This window comes from Bacillus sp. B28 (assembly GCF_029536185.1).
Lineage (GTDB): Bacteria > Bacillota > Bacilli > Bacillales > Bacillaceae > Bacillus > Bacillus halotolerans.
The window spans coordinates 2250753-2265261 of sequence record NZ_CP120511.1; the positions used below are offsets into that span (position 1 = coordinate 2250753).

A 14509-nucleotide genomic window follows, 5' to 3' on the forward strand; every position below is an offset into this window, starting at 1 on the left:
AGAAATGATTTTTTTTATAAGTCAGCTGACAACAGGCTTTTCGCCCTGTTCCTTTTCTTCATCTTGCAGATCCTGATGCGTATGGGCAATTCTGCTCGCTGCTGCGGCTGCAAGTGCTGCCACAATATCATCCAAAAATGTATGGATGCCGTCAGGGCTTTCATCGAGCTCCTTAATAATTCCGATCTTCTCTTTATCCAAATAACCAAAGTTGGTCAAGCCGATCGAACCGTACACATTAACGATTGAAAGAGGAATAATTTCATCTATGCCGTACAGCGGTTCATCTGTTTCAACAAGATGCTGCAGCGGTTCAGGAAGAAGTTTCTGCTCGGCAAGCTGATCAAGCGCCAGCCCAGTTAAAACAGCATGGATAATTTCACGCTTGTTCAGTACTTTTTCTACATTCTCCATACATACACTAAGCGGGAGATTTGGATTGTATTTTTCCTGAAGTTTTTGAACAATACGCGCAATATCTTCTATCATAACGCCCCGTTTGTTCAGCATATCTTTTGTTATATCGACCATTTCATTCATTGTGTACTTTTTCATATCTAATGGCATCTCCTTTAGGCACTCATCCAGTTGGGAGGTGTGTTGCGGTCCCAATAAATGCTCCCAAGCTCATGGTGTGATTGAAATCCATCTTCTGCTGTATGATAATGAAAATTAAACCAGTAGCCGTCATGCGGAGGGTGGTCTCTGCGCACATGGAACCTGAGGAGGTCTTCTCCGGTAGTCCGATTAAAAACGTGAAAGATTTTCTCCGTTTTCCCCGCTGAAGGCTTGCTTGAAATCACAACATCTTGATACGCTTCGTCATCTTGTAATGTCGCTAAAAAGTCACATATGACGTTTTCGATTTTCGGCAGAATCTCTTTCCGATAGTCATCTTCAATGACCGGAGCAATTTTGCTGCCAAATTTCAAAAAAGACTGATTTTCAGCGCTGTCAAGGAGCTGTTCCTTGTACGATTGAAAAAGTAATTCGGGGTCTCGCCTGTCTTCCGATTCATAATCATCGTACAAATCATGCTCATCATAAAAAGCGGTGTAATCATTCTGCTCAAGACTGCTCGGCTGTCCTGAAGGCTTGTCTGCCATGAGAGCAGCCGGAGGAGATACGAGCCCGAACGTTACGATGGTAAATAAAACCACAAGGGTCTTTCTCATCCACAATTTCATGACTGCTTATTCCTCTCTATTTTATTGTCATGTTTCTCTTATTTTATCATAGGTCGAACTTACAAGTCATGTACTATATAAAGCTCTAAGTCAATTTAGGAGATTTGTTGCTTTGCTTCGTGTGTAAAAACGCTTACAATATAATATGAAAGGAGGCCTTCCGCATGATTGACGCTTTGTTTGCAACGGTTTCACTTTTAACATTATTATACTTTGTCGTCATGGAAGTCACCGATTAGAAACAAGCCCGTGAGGTTCTTCACGGGCTTGTTTCGCTTGCGATTTGAATAACACCGTAGTGAAAAAGCGCTGTTTTTCTTTTCAATACGTTAAAACCAAATTGGTTAAAGCGCGGGCTTTTCCAATGGTCTTTGAGTACCACGCTTTTTCTGGCTGCCCGCACCGCTTCTTTGATGCAGCCGTCGGCCAATGCAGAATCCTCAGCCAGCTCTCGTAATGGCGCGATGCCATCAGACGACTCTACAGGCTCATGAAACATCGGATCAAAATAAATGACATCTACTGATTTGTCAGGCAGCCGCTTTAGATAGTCAAAGCAATCCGCATGATTCACTTGTATTCTTCTCATGGCAGCTTGAAGCTGTTCTATACCGGTTTCCCATGAATGGAGCCCCGTATTCACCAGAACGGACACAAGCTTGTTTTTTTCCAGCCCGATCACCGACCCGGTTTCGCCAACCGCCATACTTGCAATAATAGCGTCGGAAGCCAGACCGAGCGTGCAATCCAAAAAAGAATCTCCGGCCGTTAAGCCGGCTGCCCGAAGCATTGGCTCTTGCTCGCCGCGCATAAACCGTTTAGCTCTGAACATCGCTGTATTCGGATGAAAAAAGAATTTACCGCCTTGTTTTGTATAAAGTTCGAACCGCTCTTTTCCAATCACGAGCAAATCACGCTCAGCTGACTTCAGCATATTTTCAACAGTTTGTTTATTTCGGTCGCAATATTGTATACCCAACTCTTCCGAAAGCATTTTTGCGATCTTTATCGTGTGGTCAGACGGTCTATAGCTTGTTGTAATCATGATCTATACTCCAAAAGAAAATGCCCGGAAAACGGGCATTTAGCAGTGTGCATCAAAGGCGTCAGTTAAGTTTTTCATGATTTCTTCCATTTCGTGCCCTTCAATCTCATGGCGCGGAATAAAATGCACGACTTCTTTGCCTTTCAAAAGAGCCATTGACGGTGAAGAAGGCTCCTGGCCTGTAAAATACTCCCGCATTTTCGCAGTGGCTTCTTTATCTTGGCCCGCAAATACTGTCACCGTATTGTCAGGTGTTTTGTCGTTCTGCAGGACTGCCTGAGTTGCCGCAGGACGCGCAAGACCAGCCGCACAGCCGCAAACAGAGTTAACGACTACGAGAGTTGTGCCCTCTGCCTTTTCCATAAAATTCTCCACTTCTTCTGCCGTTGTTAATTCTTCAAAACCGGCCCCAGTCAGCTCGCGGCGCATCGGAACGACAAGCTGGCGCATATATTCTTCATAAGCCATTGACATAAAAAAAGCCCCCTCTATTATCCTTCATCTGAAGTAAAGGATACTATAGAGAGAGCCGGATTTCAAATGTTCACGTCTTAAAATAAGAGAATGTGATCCTGATGTCTAGATTTTCATGATACCGCCCGTATTGGCACTTGTCACGAGTTTAGAATAACGGGCTAAATAGCCGGTTTTCACTTTTGGCTCAAAGCCTTTCCAATTCGCTTTTCGTTTTTCCCATTCTTCTTCCGGCACTTGAACGTCTAGGATGCGTTTTTCAATATCAACGATGATATGATCGCCGTTTTCAACAAAGGCAAGCGGTCCGCCTTCTGCTGCCTCTGGTGATACGTGTCCGATTGAAAGGCCTCGTGATGCTCCGGAAAAACGCCCGTCTGTAATCAGCGCTACTTTCGGACCAAGCCCCATTCCGACAATCTGTGATGTAGGTGCAAGCATTTCAGGCATACCCGGCCCGCCCTTTGGCCCTTCGTAACGAATGATGACGACATCGCCTTCTTTTACTTTCCGGTTGATAATGCCGTCTAGCGCCTCATCCTGAGAGTCGAACACGACAGCGGGCCCTTCGTGTCTCGTAATTCCGTTCTGTACGCCGCCGGTTTTGATGATAGCGCCGTCCGGAGCCAGATTTCCGAATAATACGGCAAGACCGCCCTTTTCAGTGAATGGCTGATCTAACGGATGAATCACGTTATAATCCTTCACTTCATGTCCGGCAATGGTTTCTCCAAGCGTCTGACCTGTAACTGTCAGCGCGTCCAAATGAAGTGCTCCTTCTTTTTTAGAAAGCTCATTCAATGCTGCAGACACACCGCCCGCTTCATGAAGATCTTCAATAAATACATCAGATGCAGGCGCCAGCTTGGCCAAATGCGGCACGCGCTCTGCGACTTCATTGATGCGTTCTAAAGAGTATTCAACGCCAGCTTCATTTGCAAGGGCAAGCGTATGAAGTACAGTATTTGTTGAACCGCCGAGCGCCATATCAAGCGCAAACGCGTTATCAATCGCTTTTACTGTAACGATATCTCTCGGTTTGATGTCTTTGCGAATGGTTTCCATTAATTGCGCAGCTGATTTTCTGACAAACTCTTTTCGTTCCGGTGATGTCGCAAGAATGGTTCCATTACCTGGCAAAGCCAATCCAAGCGCTTCTGACAGACAGTTCATTGAGTTTGCTGTAAACATTCCCGAGCAAGATCCGCATGTCGGGCAGCCGAACTGTTCTAATTCTTGAAGTTCGCTTTCGCCGATTTTTCCAGCTTGATAAGCACCGACTCCCTCAAATACTGAAGAAAGAGAGATTTTGCGGCCGTCGCTTGTTCTTCCTGCCGCCATCGGTCCTCCGCTGACAAAAATGGTCGGAATGTTGATGCGCATAGCCGCCATAAGCATTCCCGGCGTGATTTTATCACAGTTCGGAATACAAACCATTCCGTCAAACCAGTGCGCTGATACCACAGTTTCCACTGAGTCCGCGATGATCTCACGGCTCGGGAGCGAATATCTCATTCCGATATGCCCCATTGCTATTCCGTCATCTACACCGATTGTATTAAATTCAAACGGTACGCCTCCGGCTTCTCTGATTGCTTCTTTTACGATTTTTCCAAACTCCTGCAAGTGAACATGACCGGGAACGATATCAATATATGAGTTACAAACCGCAATAAACGGTTTGCCAAAATCCTCTTCTTTCACACCTGCTGCGCGAAGCAAGCTGCGGTGCGGTGCTCTATCGATTCCTTGTGTGATCATGTTACTGCGTAATTCTGCCATGGTGATCCTCCTAAATAGTCTCAATTGTTAGATTGAATTTTATTTTAACAATTTTCAGTTTATTTGTGGGCCGTTTTTTCTAAATCGCATGATTTCAGGCCGCCCTTTCCTCGGTTGTTTGATTCATGTTTTTATATTTATATAGCTTTATGTCGATGTGAACCCTCCAACTATTAATATTGTTACTTACTATATATAGTTTTTGACTATTTTTCAACAATATTCGAAATAATTTTTATAAAAAGTGAATTCAAACAAAAAAGGTGCACGATCTGCACCTTCATCTTCTTTTTTATTCGCCTTTTTTTCTGCTCTCTGTCATTTGTTTCCAGACTGAACCTTTTGCCTCTTCCCCATGTTCGATTCGTTCCAGCGCCATTTTCACTTGAAGGCTGACTTCGAATTCCGGATCATCTTCAGCAGCCCGCAAAGCTTCTATCGCGCTTTCATCACCGACTTCGTAAAGGAACATAGCGGCGCGCCAGCGGACCAGCTTGCTTGAGTCGCTTAACGATTTTATCATCGCAGGGATGGCTTGAGGGTCGCCGATATCAGAAAGGCAGTCTCCAGCCGTCCTTCTCACCGATACAGACTTATCCTCAAGCGCCTTATACAATAGAGGAAGAACATCAGGTGATTCAATCATTCCCAAATACACAACAGCCTGTCTTCTGATGGACACCTTCGGATCATCCAATGCTTTTTGCAAAACGGGGATGTCCTCTTCTTTCGGATCCATCTGCTCCAAGTGTGCGTACCGCTGCTTCCAGTCCTCATCATCCAGCATGTCAAGCGTTACTTTATAGGTTTTGCGCTGTGCCGTTTGTTTCGTTTCACCTTTACCTTGGGCCGCTGCTTCCGTTAGCCGTTTCAGCCTTTCATCACTGTAAGCGGCCTGAAGCTCTTCTGTCACGTCATGGCCGATTTCAGTAAAATCGCCGAATCTGACGCCTTGTTCTTTCCAAGCACGTTCAAACACAACATTTGACGCTTCAGATCTGAGTTTTAAGATCGCCTGCTGAAAACGGTCAGGAAGCCCTAACCGCTCTTCACGCTCGCCATCTGTCAATTTGACTTGCATAGGAATTCCGCTGAACATCTGTACAAAAACTTTCACTTCTCCAAATGACTCCTGATCCGAGCGGTTTTCTGCACTCTCAGCGCTCTCCATTCCAAACGCCGTCCGGACTTGCGGTAAAATGTCTTTCCAGTCATATCTGGCGTTCCGTTCAACCGCAAGAAAGTCGGCAACGTGATATACCCCTTTAACTCCTTCAATATTTAGGATTTCCACGACAACAGGCGGGGCGCCTTCTGCCTGATCCGGTTTATAATTATTGCTTTTGCCCGCCGGAAGCTCTTCCGTTAAGATGACCTTCATTGTATTCGGACTTGGCGTCGGTTCAATTGATTTTATCTTCATGATTGTCCTCCTATAGCCTATCTGTGACTTATTCTAACATAGTCGCCCCGCGCCTTCTATTACGATGTTTCAATATCAATTCCGGGAATTTCTTTTCCTAATTGACTGACAAAATGAAGCATAAATTTATGCCTCTCGTCGGCCATTTCTCTTGCGGTATCTGTATTCATCATATCTTTTAGGAGCAGCAGCTTGCTGAAAAAGTGGGCATATGCACTCTTATCATTTCCATAAAGGCTATGTCCCTTTGCTCCCGCAAACATAAACGTCCGTGCTATACCAACTGCGCCGATTGCATCCAGCCTGTCAGCATCCTGTACGATTTTCCCCTCAAGTGAAAGCGGTTCTTTTCCGAGCTTTTCCCTGTCCCGAAAGGACATTCTAGTAATAATGTGAATAATTCTTTCAGCCTCATCTTTTCCGGCTCCTAAAGAAACAAGCCGTTCGTCCACCTCACTGACTGAAAGCCTGATGGCGTCAGGCAGCTTCACATCAATCAAATCATGAACCAAGGCTGCCGCTTCAACGACGAACAAATCCGCATTTTCCTTTTTTCCAATATATAAAGCAAGCTCTGCAACTCTTGACACATGAAGCCAATCATGACCCGTGCTTTCCCCGCTCAGAACAGATTTGACCCATGTCCTGATTTGCTCTGTCTGCATCAGTTTTCGATCCCTCTTTATTGTCCTAATAACTTCGTAATAACGTCTTCCAGCTCTTTCGGATTTGTGTTTGGTGAATAGCGGCCGGCTATTTCTCCGTTTCTGTCCACTACAAATTTAGTGAAATTCCATTTGATCGCCTTTGTTCCAAGCATGCCTTTCGCATTGTCTGTCAAAAACGCAAAAAGCGGGTGGGCATTTTTTCCGTTCACCTCGACTTTTGAAAACATGGGAAACGTAACGCCGTAATTTGTTTCGCAAAATTCCTGTATGTCTTCCTCGTCGTCAGGCTCCTGATTCATAAATTGATTGCAGGGGAACCCTAAAATCTCCAGGCCCTCCGGCTGGTATGTATCATACAACTCCTGAAGCTGCTTAAATTGAGGAGTAAAACCGCATTTACTGGCTGTGTTAACAATGATCAACACCTTTCCGGCAAATGGCTGAAGTGTCATGTCTTTGCCTGTAATGGTGCGTACCCTCATATTGTATATAGACATTGAAATTCCCTCCTAATGAACCTGAGTGCTGTGATTATTTTACCTTTTTTCCTGTTTCAAAACAAAACGGAAGCTCTAGGTTTATCAATTGTACAGACATCGTGTTTAACGGATGTTCTTCCCTCATCGATCATTTGTTTATGGACAGAAACATCTCTTGAGAAGGAGCTATTATTCTATATATTGCATGACACCTGGAAAACTCATTACAGTGAAACCAAAAGTCATATGTTTGCGTTTATTATATAGTATTTTCTGCTGCTCCCCTTCAAACCCTTATAGATAGATTGAAAATTGGCGGGAAAATTCCTATAATGAAGAAAATTAACGGGGAAATGATGGAGGTGGCACGTTGCCTATTAATATACCTACACACCTGCCGGCAAAACAGGTGCTTGAGAGTGAACATATCTTTGTAATGGATGAAAGCAGAGCATTTCATCAGGATATCCGGCCGCAGAAAATTATTATTTTAAATTTAATGCCGAAAAAAATCCAAACGGAAACTCAGCTGCTCAGACTGCTTGGGAATTCGCCTTTGCAGGTTCATTTTACATTTTTAATCCCAAGCACTCATACACCGAAAAATACAGCAAGGGAACACCTTGATGAGTTTTATACGACATTCTCCAATATCCGTCATAAGAAATTTGACGGCATGATCATCACCGGTGCGCCGATCGAGCATTTGGCGTTTGAAGATGTTTCTTATTGGGAAGAGCTCAAAGAGATTATGGAATGGAGCAAAACGAATGTCACGTCAACCTTGCATATTTGCTGGGGTGCTCAGGCAGGTTTGTATTATCATTATGGCGTGGAAAAAACTGAAATGCCGAAAAAAATCTTTGGTGTGTTTGAACATACTGTTCTTTCCAAGCACGAAAGATTGGTAAGAGGTTTTGACGAGCTATACTACGTGCCGCATTCCCGGCATACAGATATAAATATGGAACAACTGCAAGCAGCGCCCGAGTTAAACATTCTTACTGCATCAAAGGAAGCTGGGGTTTGCTTAATTGTGTCAAAAGACGAAAAACAAGTCTTTTTAACAGGACACCCTGAATATGATACAAATACGTTGCTTCAAGAGTATGAAAGAGATCTGGAACGAAACCTTTCGACTGTCGAGGCGCCGAAACATTATTTCGCAGAAGACAGCAAAGAACCTGTCAATCGCTGGAAAGCACATGCGACATTATTGTTTATGAACTGGCTTAATTATTATGTTTACCAAGAAACTCCTTATGAATGGGACTAATTTTTCTTTTTAAAGTGATACGCTGAGCAAAAAATATGATAAAATACATCTGATTCAGTATGCGTATAACAAAAATTAAAAATACTGGAATCCGAATCTTTTAAAATTAGTTTAATTTTTTCACTGCATTAATAATTCGATTATGTATTTGTGTTATGTTTATGTATAGACAATAACTCCTTACGATGCATGAAGCTTGCTTGTTGTTGATTACATTGAGGTGAATTTACTTGAATACCAATAAAAGAGTATTAATTTTGACTGCAAATTACGGAAATGGACATGTACAGGTAGCCAAAACGCTTTATGAACAATGTGTACGTCTCGGCTTTCAGCATGTAACAGTTTCTAATTTGTATCAAGAGTCAAATCCGATTGTTTCAGAGGTAACTCAGTACCTTTATTTAAAAAGCTTCTCAATCGGAAAACAGTTTTATCGTTTGTTTTATTACGGAGTTGACAAAATCTATAATAAACGTAAATTTAATATTTACTTTAAAATGGGAAATAAACGATTGGGCGAACTTGTTGATGAACATCAGCCCGACATCATTATTAATACATTTCCGATGATCGTCGTACCCGAATACAGACGGAGAACAGGAAGAGTTATTCCTACCTTCAACGTTATGACTGATTTTTGCCTTCATAAAATTTGGGTTCACGAAAATGTGGATAAATATTATGTAGCAACAGATTATGTGAAGGAAAAACTGATTGAGATCGGGACCCATCCCAGCAACGTGAAAATTACGGGAATTCCGATCAGGCCTCAATTTGAAGAATCTCTGCCGGTTGAGCCGATTTATAAAAAGTACGATCTTTCGCCTGACAAAAAAGTGCTGCTCATCATGGCTGGCGCACACGGTGTATTAAAGAACGTAAAAGAGCTGTGCGAAAACCTTGTTATGGATGATCAGGTGCAAGTGGTGGTCGTATGCGGAAAAAATACGGCTTTAAAAGAATCCTTGAGCATACTTGAAGCAGAAAACGGCGATAACTTAAAGGTTCTCGGCTATGTAGAGCGAATTGACGAGCTCTTCCGGGTCACAGATTGCATGATTACAAAACCAGGCGGCATTACTTTGACAGAAGCCACTGCTATCGGTGTGCCTGTCATTCTGTACAAACCAGTACCCGGACAAGAAAAAGAAAATGCAAATTTCTTTGAGGACCGCGGAGCTGCCATTGTCGTGAACCGGCATGAAGAGATTCTCGAGTCTGTCACCTCCCTTCTTTCAGATGAAGATACCTTACAGCGAATGAAGAAAAATATTAAGAGTCTTCATTTGGCACACTCCTCTGAAGTGATTTTGGAGGATATTTTGAAGGAATCAGAAATGATGACGACCAAACAAAAAGCCAAGGCGCTTTCTTAACTGATGTTCTTGCAGGAGCACACGAAAAATCGTGTGCTCTTTTTATTTGCATTCACCTTTTCGTAAAAGCGGTTACATTTTTTTGAGAAATGTGCCCTTTTTTTGAAAAATAAGCAGTTTCGCAACTTGACGCGTGCTGCCAGATGGTGTATAGTTGAACCATCATTTAACAACGAAACGAAGTTAAATGATACAAAATTTTTTTTAGCACATGGGTGCTACAGTACTAGGAGGAATTAAGCAATATGCAAAACGGTAAAGTAAAATGGTTCAACAACGAAAAAGGCTTCGGCTTCATTGAAGTTGAAGGCGGAGACGATGTATTTGTTCACTTCACAGCTATCGAAGGAGATGGATACAAATCATTAGAAGAAGGACAAGAAGTTTCTTTTGAAATTGTCGAAGGTAATCGTGGACCTCAAGCTTCTAATGTTGTAAAACTCTAAACTCAATATAAGTTGACAAATAGAGGAGAGGCAAATGCCTCTCCTATTTGATTTTCATCTGAATTTCGATTGCTAAAATGTTTTGTTTGCACCTCTGCTCAATCTCTTCAATATGCTTTTCCATTGACGGCTTTCCTTTTTTCGCAATATCCGCAAGTTCTTCTAAATCATTGTATATTTCTATAAATGTTTTGTGAAGGATCGATTTTAAGTCTTTATCATCCATAGCTGCGCTCCCCTTCTCTACCAAGATACCTCAAATAGTAAAACAGACCTACTCATTCAGGTTCAATAGTTATATCGGCTTATTTTTTATTTTATTTTCTATTTTGGCACATAAATTTTAAAAAACTCTGCAAAATAGTTGCGGAGGTGTTTTTTTGTGAACTCAGAATTTCATGAAGAGGATCAGACTGGATTTACCGATAAACGGCAGCTGGAGCTAGCGGTGGAAACAGCGCAGAAAACGACCGGCGCCGCCACAAGAGGCCGAAGCTCAACATTACTCAATTCCGCATACCAAGCCATCGAGGACGCCAGAGAGCTTTCACTGTCTCAAGAACTGGCAGCTCTTGATGATCCTGAATTTATACAGCAGCAACAGCAGCTGTTAGATGCCTGTCAGCATCAGCTGGATGAATTTCAAAAATAAAACCGCAGCTTCTGCGGTTTTATTTTTTAGTGCTTGGTTAAGACATCTCCATATGATTTAAGCTTTTCACCCACTGTACATTTATTGATACAAAATGAATGTGCATATGTTTTGCCAAACTCCTTGCGAAACTGCTTCTTAATAAAACAGTCTTTGCAATATTCATCTTGCAGTTCTGTCAGTTCCTTATATATAGCTTTCTTATCCAATATTGTCATCTCCGTTACAGTCTAATTTCATGTGGCTTTCTACGAATTGATGAGATAGGATTTTTTTTGCGAGGCCGTCAGCTTCCTGATTTTCTTTGCGCTGTATCGTTTCGTATGTCGGACTCAGCTTTAATGATTCTAGTAGCGCTTCAATTTTATCAAGCCATTCATTATGGGAGGGATCATAGCAAGGCCAGCTGCCGTCAAGCTGATTCAGCACAACAAGAGAGTCCCCTCTGATCGTGATTGAATTTCTGCTAGCTCCGAGCTCTCTTACTTCTCTTATTGCTTCATAAAGAGCGGCATATTCAGCTTCGTTATTGGTTTTCAGGCGGAAGCTTTTATTTTTTCTTAAACGGTGGCGCGTCCCTCCCAATGTATAATAAACGACGATTCCAAGCCCGGCCAGCTGACTTTCCTTATCGAAACTGCCGTCAAAATAAACGGTAATGTCATCGGGTTCATGCGCAAGCTCCTCAGTCAGCTTTTCTAATTCCTTCAGCGTCCAGATGCCGCCCTTCTCATCTTCGAATTCAAGTTCTTTCATATAAGGAAAACGGCCGAGTTCCCTCGCGAGCATACGCGCTTCCTGAACAGTCAGCCAGTTTTCGCCCAAAAACGAGACAGGCCCTGTCCCTTTTGCTTCTATTTTCATGTGCGGTCTGAGATTCAATATAATCACCTTACCATTCATTAGTTGCCGGGCTTGTGCTATAATCAAACCATTCTTAACCCGGAAAGGAAGCTTCTTCATTTTGTTTAATAACTCTTTTTGGATCTTTTTTGCGATCATTCATTTTATCATTGTTCTTTTATTTTATAAAGGATTTGGCAAAATGGGTTTATTTGTGTGGATCGGCTTTGCAACAGTCTGTGCCAACCTTCAAGTCGTCAAAACGGTTGAACTGTTTGGCTTAACAGCAACGCTCGGGAATGTGATGTACGGCACAATCTTTTTTGCTACAGATGTGCTGAATGAAAAATATGGGCCAGCTGAAGCGAGAAAAGCTGTATGGCTCGGGTTTTCGACTCTCCTGACACTGACTTTTGTTATGCAGGGCGTTCTGCTTTTCGAACCCGCTTCGAGCGATATTTCACAAACAGCACTGGAAACGATTTTCGGTTTTCTTCCTAGAGTTGCTTTGGGAAGTCTGCTTGCCTTTATCTTCAGCCAAACACTGGATGTTTATGTATATTCGGCAATTAGAAGGATATTTCCTTCCGATCGGCTTCTATGGCTGAGAAACGGCGGCAGTACAGCAGTCAGCCAGCTGTTTGATACATTCATTTTTACCGGAGTCGCTTTTTTCGGCACATATCCGGCGGATGTTTGGCTTCATATTTTTATTTCTACATATTTGATTAAGTTTGCGGTATCTCTGATTTCGCTGCCATATGCTTATGCGGCGAAAAAAATGATTCCGAGTGACGAAAGGAGTACATGATGCCTACTGAAATATATGTTGACGGAGCGAGCGCCGGTAATCCAGGGCCTTCAGGCATCGGCATTTTTATCAAACATGAAGGAAAAGCAGAATCTTTCTCGATTCCAATTGGAATGCATACCAATCAGGAAGCGGAATTTCTGGCGTTAATTGAAGGCATGAAACTGTGTGCAGCGCGCGGGTATCAATCGGTCTCCTTTCGAACTGACTCGGATATCGTGGAACGCGCAGCCGATCTTGAAATCGTGAAAAATAAAGCGTTTCAGTCATTTGTCGAAGAAATCATCCGATTAAAAATGGCATTCCCTCTTTTTTTCATCAAATGGATTCCGGGAAAGCAAAACCAAAAAGCCGACCAGCTGGCAAAAGAAGCGATTCGGATGAATGATAAGAATTAAATCAAGCTGAATGGTTCATCCTATTGATGAGGTGAACAAACATGAAAAAGAAAGATAAGGGCCGGCTGACCGGCGGTGTTTCCCCGCAAGGCGATTTAGAAGGAAATACGCATAATGACCCTAAAACAGAGCTTGAGGAAAGAGCTAAAAAAAGCAATACAAAACGCTAGAGAAGATCTTACACGATCTCTCTAGCGTTCAGTTTTTCAAGCATACGCTCTATTCCTTTGATCTGATGGCGGCGAAGCATGACAGCCGCCTGCTCCATTTTCAATGTAAAAACGGCTTCTGTCAGCGTACAGGCTAACGGCACAGAGCAGTTAATCTCAGCAAGCTTCCTCGAAATTTCCAGGTCGCTTAAACCTTGCTGAATTTTCCCCTGCTGTCCCTTTGGAAGAAGAGACAGATTCTCCAGCAAGCGGTCAATTGTTTCGTATTCACGGATCAGTTTATACGCGGTTTTTTCTCCAATGCCTTTTACTCCGGGATAATTATCACTGGAATCGCCCATCAGCGCTTTGATGTCAATTAAAGCCTTGGGAAGGACACCTGTTTCTTCGTAAAATACATCTTTTGTATACATTTTATAATTGCCGATTCCTTTTTGAAGCAGCGCAACGCTTACTTCGTCCGTTAACAGCTGAAGTAAATCCCTGTCGCCTGTTACGATCGTAATATCGGTTTCTTCAGAAAACAAAGCTGCAAGTGTTCCAATACAATCATCCGCTTCGTACCCGGCAAGGCCAATATTCATGATGCCAAGTTCAGCGGCCGCTTCCTTTGCCAGATCAAATTGCGGGATCAGCTCAACCGGCGGCTGGCTTCGGTTCGCCTTATAATCCTGAAACAGATCATTCCGGTACGTTTTGCTCCCCATGTCCCAGCAGCATACAACATGTGTAGGCTGAAATGTTTCCACGGCTGTGATTAAATGCTTCAAAAATCCGTTAACGCCGTTTGTCGGAACCCCGCTGTCATTTATCATAAAGTTGCGATGCACGGCTGTGGCGAAAAATGCCCTGAATAATAAAGCCATGCCGTCAACAAGCAATAATTTATTTTTCATATGATAACTCCTTTTTCTATCAGTCGATCTATTTTACCATAAGTGCCGCGAAAATAAAAAACAGCATCTCTGTATAGAGATACTGTTTTGCGGTTACATTAATCGTTGTGTCTTTTATTGCTGGCAATCAGCTTTTCAGCTTCGCGTCCTGCGTAAGAGTCAAAATGGGTTTGAAACCCGTTTTTCTTTTTGGCATTGTTATTGGCCTGTGCATTTCTGTTACCCAGCTTTGTTCTGCCCAACATAAATCCCCCCTTACGTCGGATACATATAGTATGCGCGTAACGGAGAATTTGCACTCGAGGCAGGATCATCCAGCTTATGTGCGGCTGACGTATTCTTTGACCATTTCTTTTGATACCAGACGTCTAGTCGGTACGATACCTTTTTTGGCCAGCTGATTCATCTTTTCTGTAATTTCATTAATGGCATCTGTTGAAAATGGCTCATCGTTTTTGCATTTAGCAACAGCTTCTTCAATCGCCATTTCACGAAGGTGTTCAAGCTGCATAAATGTTTTAATATGCTCGTGCTGTTTTGCAGAATGTGCAGAAATTGCTTTATGTACCTCTGACATCAA

At 42.7% G+C, this 14509-nt stretch carries 21 protein-coding genes and 1 pseudogene; 8 read left to right on the forward strand and 14 right to left on the reverse strand.

Annotated features, from left to right (window positions below):
* Nucleotides 1–21: 21 nt before the first annotated feature.
* The 8 genes from P3L57_RS10885 to P3L57_RS10920 all read right to left on the reverse strand — a co-directional run bounded on the left by P3L57_RS10885 (nt 22) and on the right by P3L57_RS10920 (nt 7076).
* Entirely contained in the window at nt 22–555 is a 534-nt protein-coding gene (locus P3L57_RS10885; protein ID WP_044155466.1) for a phosphatidylglycerophosphatase A family protein, read from the reverse strand.
* 17 nt (nt 556–572) lie between these two features.
* Nucleotides 573–1187, reverse strand: coding sequence for a YpjP family protein (locus tag P3L57_RS10890; protein ID WP_059352470.1), 615 nt, complete (start codon nt 1185–1187; stop codon nt 573–575).
* 259 nt (nt 1188–1446) lie between these two features.
* Nucleotides 1447–2232: a class I SAM-dependent methyltransferase gene (locus P3L57_RS10895; RefSeq protein WP_044155464.1), complete on the reverse strand. Its 786-nt coding sequence runs from the start codon at nt 2230–2232 to the stop codon at nt 1447–1449.
* 39 nt (nt 2233–2271) lie between these two features.
* Complete coding sequence (gene brxA / locus P3L57_RS10900; RefSeq protein ID WP_024121794.1) at nt 2272–2706, reverse strand: bacilliredoxin BrxA; 435 nt, start codon at nt 2704–2706, stop codon at nt 2272–2274.
* Nucleotides 2707–2811: 105 nt separating this feature from the next.
* Entirely contained in the window at nt 2812–4488 is a 1677-nt protein-coding gene (ilvD, locus tag P3L57_RS10905) for a dihydroxy-acid dehydratase (protein WP_059293734.1), read from the reverse strand.
* A gap of 292 nt (nt 4489–4780) precedes the next feature.
* Nucleotides 4781–5911, reverse strand: coding sequence for a conserved virulence factor C family protein (locus P3L57_RS10910; RefSeq protein ID WP_069487334.1), 1131 nt, complete (start codon nt 5909–5911; stop codon nt 4781–4783).
* 59 nt (nt 5912–5970) lie between these two features.
* Nucleotides 5971–6576 (reverse strand): HD domain-containing protein, encoded by a 606-nt coding sequence (locus P3L57_RS10915; protein WP_069487333.1) that lies wholly within the window; start codon nt 6574–6576, stop codon nt 5971–5973.
* A 17-nt stretch (nt 6577–6593) separates the two neighbouring features.
* Nucleotides 6594–7076 (reverse strand): glutathione peroxidase, encoded by a 483-nt coding sequence (locus P3L57_RS10920; RefSeq protein WP_059336597.1) that lies wholly within the window; start codon nt 7074–7076, stop codon nt 6594–6596.
* A gap of 352 nt (nt 7077–7428) precedes the next feature.
* On the opposite strand from P3L57_RS10920, the gene metA reads away from it, so the two are divergent.
* The 4 genes and pseudogenes from metA (at nt 7429) to cspD (ending at nt 10159) form a co-directional block, all read left to right on the forward strand.
* The gene (gene metA / locus P3L57_RS10925) at nt 7429–8334 is read left to right on the forward strand and encodes a homoserine O-acetyltransferase MetA (protein ID WP_044155457.1); all 906 of its coding nucleotides are present in this window, start codon (nt 7429–7431) and stop codon (nt 8332–8334) included.
* 230 nt (nt 8335–8564) lie between these two features.
* Nucleotides 8565–9713 carry a diglucosyl diacylglycerol synthase gene (locus P3L57_RS10930; RefSeq protein ID WP_044155455.1) on the forward strand — a complete coding sequence of 383 codons (1149 nt, stop codon included), beginning with the start codon at nt 8565–8567 and terminating at the stop codon, nt 9711–9713.
* A 102-nt stretch (nt 9714–9815) separates the two neighbouring features.
* A pseudogene (locus P3L57_RS10935) lies at nt 9816–9943 on the forward strand (hypothetical protein).
* A 15-nt stretch (nt 9944–9958) separates the two neighbouring features.
* Complete coding sequence (gene cspD / locus P3L57_RS10940; protein ID WP_003230776.1) at nt 9959–10159, forward strand: cold-shock protein CspD; 201 nt, start codon at nt 9959–9961, stop codon at nt 10157–10159.
* 43 nt (nt 10160–10202) lie between these two features.
* Here cspD and degR read toward each other — a convergent pair whose 3' ends face one another.
* Nucleotides 10203–10385: a transcriptional regulator DegR gene (degR, locus tag P3L57_RS10945; RefSeq protein WP_010334663.1), complete on the reverse strand. Its 183-nt coding sequence runs from the start codon at nt 10383–10385 to the stop codon at nt 10203–10205.
* A gap of 156 nt (nt 10386–10541) precedes the next feature.
* Here degR and P3L57_RS10950 point away from each other — a divergent pair, with 156 nt between their 5' ends.
* Nucleotides 10542–10811 carry a DUF2564 family protein gene (locus tag P3L57_RS10950; protein WP_059352467.1) on the forward strand — a complete coding sequence of 90 codons (270 nt, stop codon included), beginning with the start codon at nt 10542–10544 and terminating at the stop codon, nt 10809–10811.
* A gap of 26 nt (nt 10812–10837) precedes the next feature.
* Here the strand turns inward: P3L57_RS10950 and P3L57_RS10955 are convergent, their stop codons facing one another.
* Nucleotides 10838–11020, reverse strand: coding sequence for a zinc-finger domain-containing protein (locus tag P3L57_RS10955; protein ID WP_024121802.1), 183 nt, complete (start codon nt 11018–11020; stop codon nt 10838–10840).
* A complete protein-coding gene (locus P3L57_RS10960; protein WP_059293837.1) occupies nt 11013–11693 on the reverse strand; it encodes a ribonuclease H family protein in 681 nt (226 codons plus the stop codon). The genes P3L57_RS10955 and P3L57_RS10960 overlap by 8 nt, the downstream gene beginning before the upstream one ends.
* 82 nt (nt 11694–11775) lie before the next feature.
* Here P3L57_RS10960 and P3L57_RS10965 point away from each other — a divergent pair, with 82 nt between their 5' ends.
* From P3L57_RS10965 to sspL, 3 genes are read left to right on the forward strand one after another with little or no spacing between them, the layout of a single operon-like run.
* Complete coding sequence (locus P3L57_RS10965) at nt 11776–12465, forward strand: queuosine precursor transporter (RefSeq protein ID WP_024121804.1); 690 nt, start codon at nt 11776–11778, stop codon at nt 12463–12465.
* Nucleotides 12465–12863, forward strand: a complete 399-nt coding sequence (locus P3L57_RS10970) for a reverse transcriptase-like protein (RefSeq protein ID WP_024121805.1) — start codon at nt 12465–12467, stop codon at nt 12861–12863. The genes P3L57_RS10965 and P3L57_RS10970 overlap by 1 nt, the downstream gene beginning before the upstream one ends.
* A gap of 41 nt (nt 12864–12904) precedes the next feature.
* Entirely contained in the window at nt 12905–13033 is a 129-nt protein-coding gene (gene sspL, locus P3L57_RS10975; protein ID WP_010334670.1) for a small, acid-soluble spore protein L, read from the forward strand.
* A gap of 8 nt (nt 13034–13041) precedes the next feature.
* Here the strand turns inward: sspL and P3L57_RS10980 are convergent, their stop codons facing one another.
* The 3 genes from P3L57_RS10980 to P3L57_RS10990 all read right to left on the reverse strand — a co-directional run bounded on the left by P3L57_RS10980 (nt 13042) and on the right by P3L57_RS10990 (nt 14506).
* Nucleotides 13042–13929: a 5'-3' exonuclease gene (locus P3L57_RS10980; RefSeq protein ID WP_069487332.1), complete on the reverse strand. Its 888-nt coding sequence runs from the start codon at nt 13927–13929 to the stop codon at nt 13042–13044.
* Between the two features lie 98 nt (nt 13930–14027).
* Nucleotides 14028–14174, reverse strand: a complete 147-nt coding sequence (locus P3L57_RS10985) for a hypothetical protein (protein ID WP_003230761.1) — start codon at nt 14172–14174, stop codon at nt 14028–14030.
* A gap of 74 nt (nt 14175–14248) precedes the next feature.
* Entirely contained in the window at nt 14249–14506 is a 258-nt protein-coding gene (locus tag P3L57_RS10990; protein ID WP_044155446.1) for a YpbS family protein, read from the reverse strand.
* Nucleotides 14507–14509: the final 3 nt, after the last annotated feature.